Source organism: Aquimarina mytili (genome assembly GCF_016735115.1).
Taxonomy (GTDB): Bacteria; Bacteroidota; Bacteroidia; order Flavobacteriales; family Flavobacteriaceae; genus Aquimarina; species Aquimarina mytili.
The window spans coordinates 19,982-37,981 of sequence record NZ_JAERQJ010000013.1 but is presented as its reverse complement, the minus strand read 5'-3'; the positions used below and the strand labels follow the sequence as shown (position 1 = coordinate 37,981).

Sequence of the window (18,000 nt, the reverse complement as noted above, 5' to 3'; positions counted from 1 at the left end):
GTTAATTGAGTTTTTGCTAAATGACCGCTCATTTTTTGATTTCGGCGTCAAATGAAAAAATAATATGATGATTGCCAGTTGCTAATAAAGGAATAGGGTGTATTTTCCCCGTTTAACTCGAGAAATATTACTTTTTTTAAAAAGTTAAAATATGTTATAATTTTGATTTATACCTATTTGTTTTCATAGGCCCTTTATGCGTGTGCCGAGGATAAAGCTATGTGACAAAAATAGATACCTCTAAAAATTTTCTCACATGATAGACAAACAAAAATGACTTTAAGAATTATACTATGGGGTTAAATTTTTAGAGATTATCTCCAAAAGATGATTCTTGTTATATGGCTTTAAAATGTAATCATTAAGACCAGCTTGTATAATTTGGCTGTTTAATTGTGTTACATCTACTGCAGTTAGTGCAATAATAGGTGTTTTTGAGTCAAATTCGCGTATTCGTTTTGTTGTACCGATACCGTTTAATTTTGGCATGTTAATGTCCATTAAAACGATACTATATGTATTTTCTCTGACCAATTCTATAGCATCAAAGCCATTATCAATTGTTGTACAATCATAATTTTCTTTGGATAACATTTTTTCAGCGACTAGTAGATTCAGTTTATTATCGTCTACAATAAGTACTTTTAATTTTGTATTGGTACTAGAGGTTTTAGAGAATTGCTTATTCGAGTCTTCGTTTTGTAAAACTTCAAAATCAGTTGCAAATGCATACTCAGAACCAGTCTGAGAGTCATCTTGAATAATAATTTCTCCTTGTAATGCCTTTGCAAGTTTTTTTACAATCGTAAAGTTTAAACCAGTACCTAAATATGATTTTTTAGCTTTATCAACCCCTATAAATTCTTGATAAATAGAATTTTTATCTTCTTTGGTTACTTCAAATCCATCATGCTTAATTTTAAAAGAAATAGTAGCAGTATTTCCTTTTTTCTTTATTAAACTAACAGAAAAATATACATTTCCATTTTTAGTAAATCGCAATGCATTACTGATAAGATTCATTAATATTTGAGAAAGAATTGCAGGATCTCCATTGATAGATTGATCAATTTCCGAATCAAAATCAAAATGTAAAATATTATCGCTGTTTTCGGTAGCATAGCTAAATGAATCGACAAGATTTTGAGTTATCTCTTTCAAATCAAAAAAGATGTGTTGGGGTTGAATTTCTTCAGAGTCAAGATAATTTACATGAAGTATGTTATTAATTAGGGTCAACAAATAATCTCCAGAAAATTTCAGAGATTTTAGTTTTCTATTATTTTTCAGTTCAGGATGATCTTCAGCTAACAGATTTGTAAGCCCCATAATTCCATATAATGGAGTTCTTAATTCCTGACTTAGTACAGAAATATAGTCTTGTTGTAATTGAAACTGTTTTTCAGTTTCAGTATATAACGATTGTAATTCTTTGTTTTTATTTTTTAGTGTCTTTCTTGCACTTTGGGATTGTATCCATAAAAAAAGAATTATGGCTAGAAGTATTCCTCCAATGATATAATAGGCCATTGATACAGTGTTTAGGTAACAAAATAAATCATATCAGTTTTATCTTACAAGTTTGTAAGAATGTTTTTTTAGTATTGTCAATATCTTGGCAAAGATTTTGTAGGGAATTAACAATCATAGCGTCTATATTATATATATATTTACATTGTAGTGATGCACATAATAAGAGTATGAAATTTAGATTTTTTCAAATTATATTATTGTTTGTAGCGGGGGGGCTATCTGCACAGATAGAAAATTCCTCTTCATTGCGTATTGATAGCGAAAGTGATCTTTCTACAGATAAATATAGCATATCAAACTCTGATACAAATACAAATTCTACACTTTATGATTTGCCAGAGGGATTAAAAGAATATAGTCGCCGTAATAATAAGACCTTTGATATGACGGGAGATAATGGTTTTTTAAAACCTGAGTCAGATATTACCCCAAAATGGTTTGAAAAAATTGAAGATGATGCATCAAAAACGACAGGGGATGAGTATTTCGGAGATTTTAAAAGTAATGGCAAATTTGTTCACCTGGTTTACAGAGATCATGGAGAAGTAGATGGAGACATAGTTAGAGTTTTTATTAATGATGACGTTATAGGGGCCAGAGTGCTTCTTAGTGGAGGTTTTAAAAAAACCAAAATCAATCTAATAAAAGGATTTAATAGAATTGATGTGTTAGCATTGAACGAAGGAGCAGCATCACCTAATACTGCAGAGTTCCATCTTTATGATGATCAAGGAAATCTTATCACACTTAACGCTTGGAACCTTGCCACGGGTAAGAGAGCCACTATGATTGTAATCAAGGATTAACTTTTTTCTAGAATTCACTTTTAATAAGCAAAATATAGTTTTTGGCTTGTTGTTTCTGTTTTATATACGATACCTATAAATTATTAGAATTTCTGTGATTTTTTATTCTTAAAGAATACTAATAAGAAAAAAACAAACCCATAGAATGAGTAAAGAACTTGAATTTACTCGAATTATTAGAGAACATGAAGGAGTTATTTTTAAAATAACAACGATCTATACTAATAACCATGATGATCAAAAAGATTTGTATCAAGAGATCGTATATCAATTATGGAAATCTTATGCAAACTTTCGAGGCGAAGCAAAAATTAGTACATGGATGTATCGAGTTGCCCTTAATACTGCTATCACAAGACTAAAAAAAGAGAAGAGGCGTGGAATTCAAATAGGAATTGATAAAATTATAATGCAGCAGACCCAGCAGTATGATACAGAATTTGAGGAACGACTAAAAGTTCTTTATACGCATATACATGGATTAAATGAGCTTGAAAAAGGAGTAATGTTACTCCTTCTTGAAGGAAAAAAATATGAAGAAATAGCAGAAATTACAGGCTTGTCGCCAAGTAATGTGGGAACAAGAATATCCAGAATAAAACAAAAATTGAAATCACAGATCGTAAAAAAATAGCAAACTATGAAATTAGAAGAAATGCAAGCCGTATGGTCTGAAATGGGTGACCAACTTGAAAAACAAAAGAAGTTAACCGATAAAATGATATCTATGATGATACAAGAAAAGTATAGAAATAAGCTTAATAAAATAGCCTATCCGGAAATTTTAGGAGCCATTATTTGCATTACTGCTGCAGTAATGATTTTGTTGAATTTTAATATGTTAGATAATTGGTATACACAGGTATCGGGCATTATTTCAATTCTAGTTTTATTACTATTTCCAATTTTATCTTTGCGATCCATTAATAGAATGAGCAAAGTAGATATTGCGGGGAATAATTATAAAGAGACATTATTAGAATATGCAAAAGGTAAAAAGCAGTTCATGAAAGTAATGAAACTTAGTTATTATCTTGGGTTTATTTTGATGTTTGTTATTATGCCGGTAACATCAAAATTAATTAAAGGGAAAGATATATTTGCTGAAAGTATTTCGGTATGGACTTACGGTATTGCTATACCCTTGGCAATATCTTTTTTTATTATTTTTTCTAGGTGGGTGTATAAATCTTATCAAAACAATATAGACGCTGCAGAATCATTAATCAATGAATTAGAAGAAAACGATTAATCGATAATCAAATAAGAAATAACTAAAAGGGCTGTATATGCGGCCCTTTTTTTTAACAAAAAATGTTATTGAAATGATAAAGTTGATAACTTTAACAAGTTTTTAAGTAGCTTCGCAATCTCAAAAATATAGATGAGTTAAGTTTTATTTTATTCTTGAATTAAAAATCCCCATAATCAAGTATGTTAAGGCCTATAAATGAAGGAGAGTTTGTGAAAAAGTATGACCTAGAAATAGGAAAAGTATCTTTCTATAAAAACTATTTAATCATAGAAGTGGCTGAAGGTATTTCCTTCAATCATGAAAAAGCTAAACAACTATCTAGGTTGACAGAGTTACATTTTGGTAATCAACCTTTTGGGTATATTTCTAATAGAATAAATTCTTATTCTTTAGAACCTATGGATTATCTAAAAATAAAAGAAATACTTCCTAATATAAAAGCATTTGCGGTAGTCGCGTATAATAACTTTCAGAAAGCAAGTGTAAGAATTGAAAATATGTTTTATCAAGATGGTATTGTCACTTTTGAACAGATAGAAGAAGCTGTAAAATGGATAAAAGACAAGCTTAAATAACACATTGTAAAACTTATCCTAAATTCTTATGCTTTATTATCTAAGTAAGTGCCTAAGTTATGTATAGTATCATCCCAGAATTGTTCATAGAATTTTAGCCATTGGTTAACTTCTTGTAAAGGAGTAGCATCAGCATAACAAAAACGCTCTCTGCCTTTGGTACTTATTTGTATTAATCCAGCATCTTCTAGTGTTTTAAGATGTTTGGTCACTCCTTGTCTGCTAATATCAAATTGATTGGATATCTGAGTGATCGGTAAAGCAGTAGCCGCGACTACTAAAGCATGAAAAATCTCACGCCTTGTTGGGTCTGCTACCGCTTTTAGTATTTTGGTGATTTTATCCTGCATGGACCATTTGTTTTAAATACATTTTTAATTCTGAAACACAATTGTCCCATCCACCATTAAAGCTGTTAAACATATTTACAGCTGTATCACCTGGATAATTTGAAATTCCAGAATGTTCAAGATGTAGTTTTGTTCCTCCATTTTCAGTTTTTTGAAGTTCCCACTTAACCGTAGTCTCTGTATCTGTATTGGCAACAACCCAAGTATAAATCAGCGTATATGGATTGGCCTTTTTCACTTCACCAGTTATCTGAGTGCAGTTCTGTTCCTCTGGAGCAGTAAAGGTGTATTTATAACCTGGTTCTGCTTTAAAGTCCGCTTTTATAAACCAAGTAGAAATCTCTTCCTGTTTCGTAATTGCACTCCATACCTTATCAATTGGATGGCTGAAAATGTGTTCTTTACTAATAACGTCGTTCATGATTGTGAAAATTTAATATTAATATGCAACTTGTTGGTTGCAAATATATATTCAAAAATATTAATACGCAACTTTTTGGTTGCTTGTTTGGTTAATTGATATAAATTAAACGATTTTAATAGCATAATCTTTAAAAAAGGTTGTTTACATTTAAAAAATATAATATTTTGCTTTTATGGAAGAGATTATTAATTATTTTGAAACCATCCCATCGTCTCACCGAAGTTTAATTTTGGTAGGAGGGATTACTTTCTTTTGGCTGGTAGAATATGCCGCACCTTTATTCAAATTTGATTACAAAAAATTCAAACATGCATGGCCTAATATATTTTTTACGTTAACCACAATCTTGATTAATTTTTTTCTGGCGTTTATATTATTAAAAACCAGTGATTGGACTGTAGCTACTAAATTTGGAGTATTACAATGGCTGGATTTACCTCTTTGGGCTTCTATACTACTAGGTGTGGCTTTGCTTGATCTTATAGGGGCCTGGTTAGCACATTATGTTGAGCATATGGTAAAACCTTTATGGATGTTTCATTTGATTCATCATACCGATAATCATGTGGATACTACGACTGCTAATAGACACCACCCAGGAGAGAGTGTCATACGTTTTGTATTTACAACACTTGCTGTTTTTATTGTAGGAGCTCCGATTGGTATTATAATGCTTTATCAATCATTATCAGTAGTATTATCACAATTTAATCATGCAAATATTTCATTGCCTAAAAAATTAGATGATATTATCAGTTGGGTTATTGTTTCTCCTGATATGCATAAAGTACATCATCATTATGTTTTGCCATATACAGATACTAACTATGGAAATATTTTTTCTATCTGGGATAGAATGTTTGGTACTTTTGCTAAAATTAAAAATGAAGACTTAGTGTATGGCGTAGATACTTATCCAGATGTAGATTCTAATTCTAAGATCAGCAAGCTATTAAAGCTTCCGTTTGATGGATATCGTGCACCAGTAGGGGCAAAGTTTGAACCTGAAAAATTAGAAGACAAATAAGACTAAAGTACTAAAGGTAAATTACCTCGGGGCAGGTCTCAAAGGGTTTAAAATTCGATTGTCAAGTAAAAACATAAGCCAGGTTGTAATACAACCTGGTTTTTTAGATTATTGTATGTAATGCTTTATTATTAATAGGCATAACGATTTAACCGTATGCGTATTTGTTGTTCGTAGTCATGGCTACTTTGTGAGAAACCTAAAAACACGTTTTGTTTTTGTTTGGTTTCTCTTAATTTTTTTTTGAAGTTTCTTAAGGCTTTCATAGTTGATAGTTTTGATGGATGAATTAGTTTTTTAAGGTTATCTGTACCGTCTTTTGGCGTTCCAGATATTTCCTTTTGATTCTATTGATTTTTTAATGATTTGATTATTGCTTAAAGTTCTCATGTGTATATTTTTGATTGATGAATTATTTTTTTAAGGTTATCTGTATCGTCTTTTGGTATTCCAGATATATCCTTTTGTTGAAGATAATTTTTTAGTGATTTGATTGTTGTCTAAAGTTCTCATGTGTATATATTTTTGATTGATGAATTATTTTTTTAAGATTATCTGTATCGTCTTTTGGTATTCCAGATATTTCCTTTTGTTGAAGATAATTTTTTAGTGATTTGATTGTTGTCTAAAGTTCTCATGTGTATATTTTTTTGATTGATGAATTATTTTTTTAAGATTATCTGTATCGTCTTTTAGCATTCCAGATATTTCCTTTTGATTCTATTGATTTTTTAATGATTTGATTGTTGTTTAAAGTTCTCATGGTTTCTGTTTTTTTTGATTGTTTATACTTACTAGACGCCAAGATTTCATTTTTGTTACAGTACTATGTATAAAAAGGTACTATTTTAACAAATATTAACAATTTATAGCGTAAAAACAAGGGAGGGAGATATAAAATACCCTGTGGTCAAATGCCAAATTTTTCATAAAGAAGCCCAATGAAATACTATTAAACGGTATTTTGAAGCATGTATTAGCATATAAATAGGAGGGATATGAAACTAAAAAGTAAGGCTTTAATTTTTCTATTGGTTCTAATCACTGTGGAAGAAAGTTATACACAGTATAAAGAGAATGACTGGGCAGATAGGGATACCTGGATGAATGTTTCAAGGATATTTGAACTTGCTGGCATTACATCTGGTAGTAAAGTTGCAGATGTGGGTTGCCATGAAGGATATTTGACGATTCATTTAGCAAAAAGAGTAGGAGAGTCTGGTAATATCTATGCAGTTGATGTTAGAGAGGACCGGTTAGAGAAACTAAAAAGACATGTAAAGCATAGAAAATTAACAAACGTCAAAACAATTGTTGGCGATTATGACGATCCTAAATTGCCTGAAGAAACGTTGGATGCCGTTATTGTAATGGATACATATCACGAAATAGATGAATATTTGACCGTATTAGCACATATAAAAGCTTCTCTTAAAACTCAGGGTAGAATTATTATAATAGAGAAATTTAAAATACATATGCGCAATACATCGCGAGAAGAGCAAATGGAAGCACATACCTTATCACATACCTATGTAAAGTCTGAATTACAAGATGCTGGTTTTTTGATTACTAAAGAAATTACAGATTTTGGTAAATGGGAAAACGACCCTGATAAAACAATATGGTTACTAATAGGAGAATTACAATAAATAGTATATTAGAAAACTACTACTAGTATATTAGAAAACTACTACGTTAGTAATAAAGAGGGGCTAGAAAAAACTTAAATGTTCTTTCTAAACGTCCTTCTCATTTTATGCTGTTCATGCTCATAGCCATTCCAAAGTGCTTGAATTGCTTTATTTTCTTCTAATTCCGGGTTGGTCTCAACCATTTCAATTCCATTACGAAGAAAGGCTTCATTCATTTCTTTGAAAATAAGCGCAGTTACCCCTTTGTTTTGATATTCTGGATCTACACCTATAAGATAAAAGGCCGCAGTATCATTTCTGCGTTGCGCTTTTAAAATGTGTAAAAATCTAAGAGGATATACTTTACCATTCATTTTCTTTAACGCTTTAGAAAAAGAAGGCATAACAATAGAAAATGCAATAAGCTTACCTGTTTTATCTGCTATACATGTTATGTATTCTGGATTAAGATATGGCAAGTACTTTTTCTTGTACATATCTATTTGATACTGCTGTATAGGAACAAAGGTTTGTAAACTACTATAGGTTTTATTAAGCAGATCAAACATATCATCTGCGTATTGAAGAATCTCTTTACTTTTATTAAACTTAAGAAGTTTGAGTTGGTAGCGTTCTTTAATTACCTTGGCAAACTTAATAACTTTTTCTTTGGTTTCTTTTGGTACTTTTATTTTGTATTCTACCCAGGTAGCTGCAGGTTCAAAATTGAGTTGCTCCATATGTTCGGCATAATACGGATAATTATACCAGGTGATCATCGTATTTAATTCTTCAAATCCTTTGATTAGAATCCCCGCTTTGTCCATATTAGAAAAACCAACCGGCCCTTCCATATATTCTAAAGAATGTTCAGCGCCGTATTCGGCAACTTTTTCAAGAAGCGCTTTGGTTACTTCTATATCATCAATAACATCAAACCAACCAAAACGAACTTTTGGTTTTTTTTGCTCCTTAACTTCGATCCAATTAATTATTGCAGCAATTCTACCAACGATAGCGTCATTTTTATAAGCTAAAAAGTATTTCGCGTCAGCATTTTTAAAAACAGGATTTTTCTTTGGATTCATTACATCCCGTTCTTCCTTGATAATTGAAGGAACATAATATGGTGATTCCTTATATAATTGAAAAGGAAACTTAACAAATGTTGTTAAATCTCCTTTAGAAGTAATTTCTTTAATCGTAATCATAAATCATATGTCATCTCTAATTCAAAGCAAATATAAGTCCTTTTTTAAATATTATAATTGAGTTTGGATCATTTTGATCATTGAGTTGGTTTTTCTTGCTGGTCAAGATCACTTCACAAAGATGTCAAATAGACTAATTATCAATTATTTCTAATTCTTTATCGATATCAAGATTTTCATTATCTTCTTTTTTCTCCTGACTCTTTCGCTTTTCTTCTTCTTTTTTTCTTTTCTTCTCTTCTTTTAATCGTCTCTTTTCTTCTTTCTTTCTTCGTTTTGCCTCTTCCTTTTTGGCTCTTTCTTGCTGTAATTGATATTTTTCATACTCAGCGTCTACATCTTCTTCCTGTATTTCTTTTTTCTCTTCGGCTTTCTTTTCTTCAGCTTTTTGTTCTTCTTTTTCTTCCTGATTGAGCTCATTTTCCATACGCTCTAATTCCTGAAGCTGCTTATCGATATCATCAAGTTCGCCATCAACACCTTGTTCTTTTTCCATTTTATCCAGTTCGGCATCGATATCTTCGATCATTTTTTGTTTTTCTTTTTCGGCTTTTATTGCAGCTTTTTCGGCTTCGCGGGCTTCTTTTGCTTCACGTTTTAGACGTCTAGCTTCTTCTTTTTTGAACTTTTTGCCTTCTTTCTTATCTATTTTTTCTTGTTCGATACGTTCTCGTTCCAATCGCTCTTCGGTACGTCTTTCATCAAGATCTTGTTCTAATTCTTCTCTAAAACTATCATCTTCAAAAGTATTGATAAATGGTGTTTTTTCAAGCTTAAGACTGTCATTTTCAACACCTTCAATTTCATCAAATTCTCCATCAATTCCTTCTTCTCCTTCTTGTTCTTCATTTTCTTGCTCTTCTCCTTCTTTTACACCACCTTCTAATCCTGGTTTTTCGATAATTTCATCTTTGGTGTGCCAATCAAAACGATAAGACGCCCCAAAACTAAATGTAAATATAGAAGGAGTATCTTTAAAATTGAAGGCTATATTGGCATCAAATTGGAGGTCTTGATCAAACAAATAAGCACCACCTAGCCGTAATATATCATCACTATAAAAATCGCTTTTTTGCCCTTGGTATTCTATAAATCCTGCCCATTTATCATTTACGGTATGGGTAGCCGTTAAAATCCATCCAATAGCAGGATTATCAGTCGTTACTTTATCTACAATAATATTAGTTACGAAAGCCCAATCACCACCATAATCTGTGCTCCAGTTGTTTTGTGCAATTACCGCAAAAATTGGACTAAACGCAGGGTCATCAGGAAACGTAAAGGGATTATCTGAAGTTACAAAATTTGCTCCTACATATGCTGATACAGCAGGAATCAGAGTTTTCCATCTAAATTTATAATGCTCTTTCCAGCTTTTTAGAGCTTCATAGTTCGTAGTGTCTTTTTTGGGTTTTTTATAAGGATCATAAATAAGATATTTTGCTCCTAAAGTATTGATTTCAAAGTTACTTCTGTTTATTTTTTCTTCGTTCGCACCAACAGTTTGTTTTACACCATCAGCTCTAAATCTACCATTTAGTCTAATCTCTAACTGTTCAATAAGAAGACCATATCGTACTGTATAATCAAAGTTAAAGACGTTGGTTTTTGTATCAAAAATCTTATGCTTTTCTTTACCAAAGCCCATACCACCTTCTAATTGCAAAACATTATTCCCAACAGAGAAAGCACCTTGAGAAGTACCAGGCCTATTGGAATTGATTTTCTCTGTATACTGCGCAGAAGCTGTGATACCCAATACAAACAGGGTTAAAAAGAATAGAATAGATCTAGGGCTCATATTCGATAGATTTGGTTCAAATATAGCAGATTTTATCATTTTTTTAGGACTAACAACATGTAATTGTATAGAGAGTTCCTTATTTTTGAAAAAAATTGATATGCAAGTAGCTTCTCTACAAGGGGTGTTAAAGGTAATTCTCATTATATTACTAATATATTATGGACTAAAAGTATTAACGCGTTTATTTGGTCCTCTATTGCTTAGATACGTGACAAAGAAGGCTGGAGAAAAATTTCAACAACAATTTAGTCAGTATCAACATACACAACAATCCCCAGAAGGAGAAGTAACTATTGACAAAAAACCTAAGCAAAATTATTCTAATAAAGATGTGGGTGAATATATCGATTTTGAAGAGGTCGATTGATTTTTTTTGTTTCTTTTCTATTCCTTAAATATCAATTTAAAAAGTATAATGCTTCGCAAAAATGAAATGGTAAATATTGGATTAGTCACCACCAATTAAACTTCAAGTACCAAATTCTTTTTAATGAATGAATGCAAGAATTAAAAATGGATAATATTATAACAGAAGTAACTTATATTTTTTAATTTGGCGCTTCATTTTGTAAACTTGCACAAATCATGTCTTTAATTAAAAGATTTTTACCCCATATACTTGTTATCTTAGGTTTTGTAATTGCATCCTTAGCATATTTTAATCCCGTTCTTAGCGGAAAAAAAATGCGCCAAAGTGATATTGTACAATACACAGGGATGGCAAAACAGCAAACTGATTTTAGAAATCAAACAGGCGAAGAACCATATTGGGCTGATAATGCATTTGGTGGCATGCCCACGTATCAACTTGGGGCTCGATATCCGCATAGTTACATTAAGAAATTAGACCGATTAATTCGATTTTTACCAAGACCTGCAGACTATTTGTTTTTATATTTTATAGGTTTTTACGTTTTATTACTCGTGCTTAAGGTCGACTATAAACTAGCTTTTTTAGGAAGCTTAGCTTTTGGTTTTTCAACATATTTTATAATTATTATAGGGGTTGGGCATAATGCAAAAGCGCATGCCATAGGATATATGCCTTTGGTTTTGAGTGGCATTATTCTCACATTTAGGAAAAAGTATATTTTAGGATTCTTCTTGTTAGCGGTATCTATGGCTTTAGAGATTGCTGCTAATCATTTTCAGATGACGTATTATCTTTTCTTATTAGTTGTAGTACTCGGAATTTCATACCTGGTAGATGCTTATAAGAAAAAGCAAATTCCTGATTATTTTAAATCGTTGGGAGTAATGGTAGTAGCTGTACTTTTTTCTTTGTTATTAAACGCAACAAGTCTTCTTGCAACCAGAGAATATACAAAATATAGCACCAGAGGAAATACAGGCTTAACAATCCAATCCGATGGAAAAGAAAAACAAAATGGTTCTGGTTTAGATTTTGATTATATTACCGAGTATAGCTATGGTAAAGCAGAAACTCTTAATCTATTTATCCCTCGTTTTATGGGAGGGTCCAGTTCTGAGGATATAGGTACCGATTCTAATATATACGCAGAATTACTAACTCTAGGAATGCCACCTACGCAGGCCAAATCCATTACTGAAGGTGCACCTACGTATTGGGGAGATCAAACTTATATAGGAGCACCTGCATATATAGGAGCTGTAGTGATATTTTTGTTTGTTCTTGCTTTATTTTTGGTTAAAGGAAGATTGAAATGGTGGATCGTAGGAGGAACAGTTTTAGCATTATTACTATCCTGGGGGAAAAACTTTAGTTTTCTAACCGAATTTTTTATTAATTTCTTTCCGCTATACGACAAGTTTAGAGCAGTATCATCTATACAGGTGATTATCGAACTATGTTTACCTATTCTTGCTATAATAGGAGTTCATAAACTGTTAAACCAAAAGGTTGAACAAGAAACAAAAATCAAAGCCATAAAATATGCCACCGCTATTGTAGGAGGATTGACTATAATTCTTCTACTATTTAAATCGGCTTTATTTGATTTCAGTGGAGCTAATGATAGTTATTTTATACAGCAATTAGGTCCAGATTTTGTTCGCGCACTTAAAGAAGACCGTAAGGCTATGTTTACTTCAGATGCTTTGCGATCACTAGTTTTAGTATTACTTACGGCAGCAGGATGTTGGCTTTATCTGAAAGGAAAATTAAAAGAAAACTTGTTGGTCATTGGATTAGGAGTTTTACTTGTTGTTGATTTAGTGCCCATAGACTGGAAATATGTGAATAAGAGCAACTTTGTTTCTGCTAGAGAGTTTAGTAAACCTTTTGTTCCTAATGCAGCGGATAAAGAGATTTTGAAAGATGAAGGTCATTTTAAAGTGTATGATCTAACTGCAAATCCATTTAACTCGGGTAGAGCTTCTTATTTTCATAATGCTATAGGTGGTTATCATGCGGCAAAACCAGGTCGAATGCAAGAATTGTTCGAGTTTTATCTTGCAAAAAATGATGTTGGAGTTATGAATATGCTCAATGTGAAGTATATTATCACCCAAGATAAGGATGGAGTAAAAGCATTAAATAACCCATACGCCAATGGAAATGCATGGTTTGTTTCTACGTTAAAATCAGTGGATAACACAAATGATGAAATCCTTGCATTAAAGGATATAGATAGTAAAAAAGAAGCTGTTGTTAATTCTAAATTTGAAGATGTGTTATCCAAAACAAAGTATGCGGTTGATAGCATAGCATCTTTGACACTAACAGACCACAAACCAAATCATTTGGTATATAAGTCTTCTAATATAGAAGATGGTTTTGCTGTCTTTTCAGAAATATTCTACCCGGGTTGGCAAGCTTATATTGATGGAGTCCCTGCTGCACATGCACAGGTAAATTATACATTACGTGGATTACCGATACCAAAAGGAGATCATAAGATAGAGTTTAAATTTGAACCACAAGTTGTAAAGACAGGAACTACAATTATGCTAACCAGCTCAATTATTTTTATGTTGTTGTTTGCAGGTAGTTTGTTATATCAATATAAAAAAACGGGTAGTTTACTATCTTTAACCAAAGAAGATAAGTAACTCAAATTTTGAAAGCTCTAATCATAACATACTATTGGCCACCGGCAGGAGGTCCTGGCGTGCAACGATGGTTAAAGTTTGTAAAGTATTTAAAAGAATTTGATATAGAACCCATAGTCTATGCCCCTAAAAACCCAACCTATCCTCTAGAAGATGACTCTTTACTTACCGAAATTTTGGATGATATAACGGCAATAAAACGACCTATTTTCGAACCGTATCGTTTTGCTGAGATTTTTTCAAAAAAAGAAACTAAAACAATTAGTAAAGGAATCATTTCTGGTAAAGAAAAACAATCGTTAGTACAGCGAATATTATTATATATACGTGGAAACTTTTTTATCCCAGATGCACGAAAATTTTGGGTTAATCCTTCGGTAAAATACTTAAAAAAGTATATTTCAGAACATAAAATAGAGACAATTATCACTACCGGACCACCACATAGTGTTCATCTTATAGGAAAGAAACTTAAAGCACAGATGAAACTTAATTGGGTAGCTGATTTTAGGGATCCCTGGACTACTATTGGGTATCATGATAAGTTAAAGCTTACAACAAAATCACTATTAAAGCATAAAGAACTTGAAAAAGAAGTCCTGGGTAACGCTGATCATATTATTGTTACTAGCTTTACCACTAAAGAAGAATTTCAAAATATTACCAATAGACCAATCTCCATAATAACCAATGGATATGATTTTGAAGATGTTGAAGAAGTATCTTTAGACCAAAAATTTACAATTTCGCATATCGGATCGTTACTATCTGGCCGTAATCCTGAAAACTTATGGAGAGCTTTAGCCGAGCTTGTAGAAAGCGATAAAGAATTTGCAGAATGGTTTCGACTTAAATTAGTAGGTACAGTAAGTCAAGACGTGTTAAAAACATTGCATCAATATGGTTTATCTCAATTTCTGGAGCTGGTTGATTATGTTCCCCATAGTGAAGCTGTTACAATTCAGAAACGCTCTCAGGTTCTTTTATTGATAGAGATTAACAGTAATGAAACCAAATGTATTATTCCGGGAAAGCTTTTTGAATACATGGTATCCAAAAGACCCATTTTGGCCGTAGGTCCAGAAAACGCTGATATTTCAAGAATAATTTCTGAAACAAATTCAGGTTCCTTTTTTACATATAAAGACTGTGAGTCAATAAAATTGCTTTTAAAAGAATATTTTGAGCAGTATAAAGAGCAAAAGTTAGTATCTCGGGTAACAGGAATTGAAAAATATAGTAGGAGGGAACTCACAAGGAGTTTAGCTGAAATATTGAAAAACATAAAACAAGAACTCTAAATATTTGAGGTTTAAATAAGAATGGGAATAGTAGTAAATCAATCTATTAAAAATGTAGTGATCACCTGTCTAGGTTTTGGCATAGGGGCGGTGAACACACTGTTTTTATTTACTCATTTTTTAGAAAAAGAGTATTACGGATTGGTTTCTTACCTGATTTCGGCCTCTAATTTGATATGGCCATTGTTAGCTTTTGGAGTACAAAACACACTTGTTAAATTTTTTTCATCCTACACAAATCAAGAACAACAAAACAAGTTTTTGAGCCTTATGCTGGTATTGCCGCTAGGGATTGCACTTGTTTTAGGCAGTATTGCCATCGTTTTTTATAGTAGCTTACTTGACTTTTTTAATGAAGGAAATACGATTGTAAAACCCTACGTGTGGACAATTTTTGTGTTGGCATTTGCAGGTGCATATTTCGAACTTTTCTTCTCATGGTCTAAGGTAAAACTGAAGAGCGTTTTTGGTAACCTGATGAAAGAACTGTTTCTAAGAGTAACTATTAGTGCATTACTATTTATGGTGTATTTGAAGATACTTTCTGTAGATCAATTTATTTATGCACTAGTTATCGCTTATGTTCTTAGAATGTTAATAATGCTACTCTATGCCTTCAGTTTGCATCAATTTAAATTTAGCTTTTCTGTTCCTGATAATGTTGTTTCGGTTTTGAAGTATTCTTCATTAATATTAATAGCCGGATCGGTTGCCACACTCTTGATAGATTTGGATAAAGCAATGATTGAGCGGTACATGCCTATAGAAAACCTTGCAGATTATCAATTATCTGCATTTATAGCAATAGTAATTATTATTCCGTCTAGAGCTATGCATCAAATTACATATCCTCTTACCGCAAAATTGATGAACGAAAAAGCATATAGCGGATTAAAAGAATTATATACTAAAAGCTCAATTACTCTTTTGACGATAAGTGGGTTGCTATTTGTGTTGATTATCTGTAATGTTCATGAATTGTTTGCGATGTTACCAGAAAAGTATGAGCTGTACATATGGGTAGTTATCCTTATTGGAGGGGTAAAACTTTTTGATAATTTTTTAGGGAATAACAATTCGATCCTTTATAATTCTGATTACTATAGAATTATCTTGTATATCGGTGTAGGGATGGCGGTGCTTATGGTAGTGTTAAACTTAATTTGTATTCCTGTTTTTGGAATTACTGGCGCGGCTATGGCAACATTCACTTCTGTAGTTTGTTATAACCTGGCTAAATTATGGATTGTTAACACTAAATTTAAAATGCATCCATTTTCAAGAAATACATTTGTAGCAGTGTTGCTTATTGTTCTATTTGTTTTAGGGTTTTACTTTTGGGAGTTTCCCTTTCATCCTGTAATCAATATTACCCTAAAAAGCTTTTTAATTACAATAAGTTATATAGTAATTGTTTATGCCTTGAGAGTTTCTGCAGATATTAATTCCTTGCTAAAGAAATATATTTCTAGATAGTTGATCGTTTTTTTTAAAAAGAAAATCCCCAGAGGTGCTTATGCATTGTCTCTAAGGGATTTTCCAACTAACCAACCAAAAAAATAAATGTTCTCTATGCTTTTAGCTTCTACTTCGTGCAGTACGTGATCTAGAGTTTCCTGATCTTGTTGCTCTGTTAGAAGTATTGCTTCTTTGTCTTTTTATTGTTGTAGACCTAGATTTGCTAGGTACTCTGCTACTATATCGACTGTTATTAGATCGTTTTGTTGCACTTCCAGAATAATTTCTTGTCGTACTTCTCGGTTTTTGAACCTGAGATCTATTGCTTCTTTGATATTTTGATCTATTGTTATTTTGAGACCTATTTGCAACAGAACTTCTTGTTCTTTGACTTTTTTGAGTGTAACTTCTAGAAGGTGCTGTTCTTTTATTAGATTGTACTCTTGATTTTGACTGAACGTTTCTGTTTACAGATCGTGTTCTTTGATCAGGAGTTACAGATCGAGTTCTAGATACGCTTCTTGTTCCGTTATAATTTGATCTGCTTCTAGCCGTATTTTTTGAGTAATGATTATTAGCTCTACTTCTTGTAGCATTTCTTGTATTATAAGTATTAGACCTGCTTCTGCTTTGAGCATACTTGTTATAGTTGCGATCATTTCTTTGATACATAGTCGCTCTACGATCTCTTGTTCTATAATTTGTTGCTCTTGCTTTAGAAACTCTATATCCTCTGTTATAACTTGCTACTCTATTATGAGGCCTGTAATAGGTACGGCTTCTATAAGGTCTGTGATAATATCCGTTATAGTAATTACTTCTATAAACAGTATACGAACATCTGTAAGGAGTATAATATCTTCTATAGGGTCTGTTGTATACGATACATCTGCTCACTACTGGTACTGTAAAGTAGGCATGAAAAGGTCTGTATATATATCGTCTGTTATACGTGTTTATATAACCAGTACAGTTTAGAAAGTTTCCGTAGTTGTTATAATGCACATATAATCCACCAACTCTTGCAATTCTTCCCCATCTATTATAGCCTATGTACACATCTCCGGCCTGTATGATTCTACCATAATGATCATAAAAAATAGGGGTATTTTCAATCTGTACTACTGCACCATAATCATCATATTGTACATATGCATCATAATCATATCCAGAATTAAAACTGATATTTACACCAGGAGCGTTAACACCAACACTTACTCCGTTTCTAGATCCATTAAGATAGAAATCGAATTGCCCATCTGCATATATTGAGAAATCTATTCCTCCTTCAGAGAAAATAAAAGATTTACCACTATTATAATAACGTGCAGTTGATTCTGTATTGGTTTCTGATGCGTTAGCACTAAAAGTTGCTAACAAAAGCCCTGTAAAAAGTAAAACAAATTTTTTCATAATTCTTGATTTTAAGTAAACATCTCAATTTGTGTTTTTCGATGCTCACTTTTATAGTATCAAGCAGCGTGCCAAAAAAATAAATGCCAATCGTTGATCATATAGGTAGAGGTCGTAATTTGTGGTTAATGGGTAGCGTTTTTAAGTTGTAATTATTTGATATATATTTAGTTATA

The 18,000-nt window shown here is 32.0% G+C and carries 17 protein-coding genes; 10 read left to right on the top strand and 7 right to left on the bottom strand.

The genetic code is table 11. The annotated features are described in order from the left end of the window. Positions 1 to 291: 291 nt before the first annotated feature. On the bottom strand, positions 292 to 1,530 hold the full coding sequence (locus tag JJQ60_RS20045; RefSeq protein ID WP_201924258.1) for a hybrid sensor histidine kinase/response regulator: 1,239 nt from the start codon (positions 1,528 to 1,530) through the stop codon (positions 292 to 294). A 170-nt stretch (positions 1,531 to 1,700) separates the two neighbouring features. Here JJQ60_RS20045 and JJQ60_RS20040 point away from each other — a divergent pair, with 170 nt between their 5' ends. The 4 genes from JJQ60_RS20040 to JJQ60_RS20025 all read left to right on the top strand — a co-directional run bounded on the left by JJQ60_RS20040 (position 1,701) and on the right by JJQ60_RS20025 (position 4,169). Then, the gene (locus JJQ60_RS20040) at positions 1,701 to 2,339 is read left to right on the top strand and encodes a hypothetical protein (RefSeq protein WP_201924256.1); all 639 of its coding nucleotides are present in this window, start codon (positions 1,701 to 1,703) and stop codon (positions 2,337 to 2,339) included. A 145-nt stretch (positions 2,340 to 2,484) separates the two neighbouring features. After that, on the top strand, positions 2,485 to 2,973 hold the full coding sequence (locus tag JJQ60_RS20035) for an RNA polymerase sigma factor (RefSeq protein WP_201924255.1): 489 nt from the start codon (positions 2,485 to 2,487) through the stop codon (positions 2,971 to 2,973). 6 nt (positions 2,974 to 2,979) lie between these two features. Further along, positions 2,980 to 3,591 carry a hypothetical protein gene (locus JJQ60_RS20030; RefSeq protein ID WP_201924254.1) on the top strand — a complete coding sequence of 204 codons (612 nt, stop codon included), beginning with the start codon at positions 2,980 to 2,982 and terminating at the stop codon, positions 3,589 to 3,591. 182 nt (positions 3,592 to 3,773) lie between these two features. After that, on the top strand, positions 3,774 to 4,169 hold the full coding sequence (locus JJQ60_RS20025) for an STAS/SEC14 domain-containing protein (RefSeq protein ID WP_201924253.1): 396 nt from the start codon (positions 3,774 to 3,776) through the stop codon (positions 4,167 to 4,169). Between the two features lie 26 nt (positions 4,170 to 4,195). Here JJQ60_RS20025 and JJQ60_RS20020 read toward each other — a convergent pair whose 3' ends face one another. Both JJQ60_RS20020 and JJQ60_RS20015 read right to left on the bottom strand, forming a co-directional pair. Next, positions 4,196 to 4,519 carry an ArsR/SmtB family transcription factor gene (locus JJQ60_RS20020; RefSeq protein WP_201924252.1) on the bottom strand — a complete coding sequence of 108 codons (324 nt, stop codon included), beginning with the start codon at positions 4,517 to 4,519 and terminating at the stop codon, positions 4,196 to 4,198. Next, the gene (locus JJQ60_RS20015; protein WP_201924251.1) at positions 4,509 to 4,940 is read right to left on the bottom strand and encodes an SRPBCC family protein; all 432 of its coding nucleotides are present in this window, start codon (positions 4,938 to 4,940) and stop codon (positions 4,509 to 4,511) included. The genes JJQ60_RS20020 and JJQ60_RS20015 overlap by 11 nt, the downstream gene beginning before the upstream one ends. Before the next feature lie 175 nt (positions 4,941 to 5,115). Here JJQ60_RS20015 and JJQ60_RS20010 point away from each other — a divergent pair, with 175 nt between their 5' ends. Beyond that, the gene (locus tag JJQ60_RS20010; RefSeq protein ID WP_201924249.1) at positions 5,116 to 5,970 is read left to right on the top strand and encodes a sterol desaturase family protein; all 855 of its coding nucleotides are present in this window, start codon (positions 5,116 to 5,118) and stop codon (positions 5,968 to 5,970) included. A gap of 131 nt (positions 5,971 to 6,101) precedes the next feature. Here JJQ60_RS20010 and JJQ60_RS22205 read toward each other — a convergent pair whose 3' ends face one another. Beyond that, complete coding sequence (locus tag JJQ60_RS22205) at positions 6,102 to 6,236, bottom strand: hypothetical protein (RefSeq protein ID WP_262896681.1); 135 nt, start codon at positions 6,234 to 6,236, stop codon at positions 6,102 to 6,104. Between the two features lie 732 nt (positions 6,237 to 6,968). On the opposite strand from JJQ60_RS22205, the gene JJQ60_RS20005 reads away from it, so the two are divergent. Further along, positions 6,969 to 7,622 carry a class I SAM-dependent methyltransferase gene (locus tag JJQ60_RS20005; RefSeq protein WP_201924247.1) on the top strand — a complete coding sequence of 218 codons (654 nt, stop codon included), beginning with the start codon at positions 6,969 to 6,971 and terminating at the stop codon, positions 7,620 to 7,622. A 74-nt stretch (positions 7,623 to 7,696) separates the two neighbouring features. Here JJQ60_RS20005 and JJQ60_RS20000 read toward each other — a convergent pair whose 3' ends face one another. Together JJQ60_RS20000 and JJQ60_RS19995 are read right to left on the bottom strand one after the other, a co-directional pair. After that, positions 7,697 to 8,815, bottom strand: a complete 1,119-nt coding sequence (locus tag JJQ60_RS20000) for a GNAT family N-acetyltransferase (RefSeq protein WP_201924245.1) — start codon at positions 8,813 to 8,815, stop codon at positions 7,697 to 7,699. A 133-nt stretch (positions 8,816 to 8,948) separates the two neighbouring features. Beyond that, on the bottom strand, positions 8,949 to 10,616 hold the full coding sequence (locus tag JJQ60_RS19995) for a transporter (RefSeq protein ID WP_201924243.1): 1,668 nt from the start codon (positions 10,614 to 10,616) through the stop codon (positions 8,949 to 8,951). A gap of 100 nt (positions 10,617 to 10,716) precedes the next feature. Between JJQ60_RS19995 and JJQ60_RS19990 the strand changes: the two genes are divergently transcribed. The 4 genes from JJQ60_RS19990 to JJQ60_RS19975 all read left to right on the top strand — a co-directional run bounded on the left by JJQ60_RS19990 (position 10,717) and on the right by JJQ60_RS19975 (position 16,429). Next, a complete protein-coding gene (locus JJQ60_RS19990; protein WP_201924241.1) occupies positions 10,717 to 10,986 on the top strand; it encodes a DUF4834 family protein in 270 nt (89 codons plus the stop codon). A gap of 218 nt (positions 10,987 to 11,204) precedes the next feature. Continuing rightward, positions 11,205 to 13,652, top strand: coding sequence for a YfhO family protein (locus tag JJQ60_RS19985; protein WP_201924239.1), 2,448 nt, complete (start codon positions 11,205 to 11,207; stop codon positions 13,650 to 13,652). An 8-nt stretch (positions 13,653 to 13,660) separates the two neighbouring features. Next, a complete protein-coding gene (locus JJQ60_RS19980; RefSeq protein ID WP_236669179.1) occupies positions 13,661 to 14,953 on the top strand; it encodes a glycosyltransferase family 4 protein in 1,293 nt (430 codons plus the stop codon). A gap of 21 nt (positions 14,954 to 14,974) precedes the next feature. Continuing rightward, positions 14,975 to 16,429 carry an oligosaccharide flippase family protein gene (locus JJQ60_RS19975; protein ID WP_201924237.1) on the top strand — a complete coding sequence of 485 codons (1,455 nt, stop codon included), beginning with the start codon at positions 14,975 to 14,977 and terminating at the stop codon, positions 16,427 to 16,429. 102 nt (positions 16,430 to 16,531) lie between these two features. Here the strand turns inward: JJQ60_RS19975 and JJQ60_RS19970 are convergent, their stop codons facing one another. Then, on the bottom strand, positions 16,532 to 17,824 hold the full coding sequence (locus JJQ60_RS19970; RefSeq protein WP_201924235.1) for a hypothetical protein: 1,293 nt from the start codon (positions 17,822 to 17,824) through the stop codon (positions 16,532 to 16,534). Positions 17,825 to 18,000: the final 176 nt, after the last annotated feature.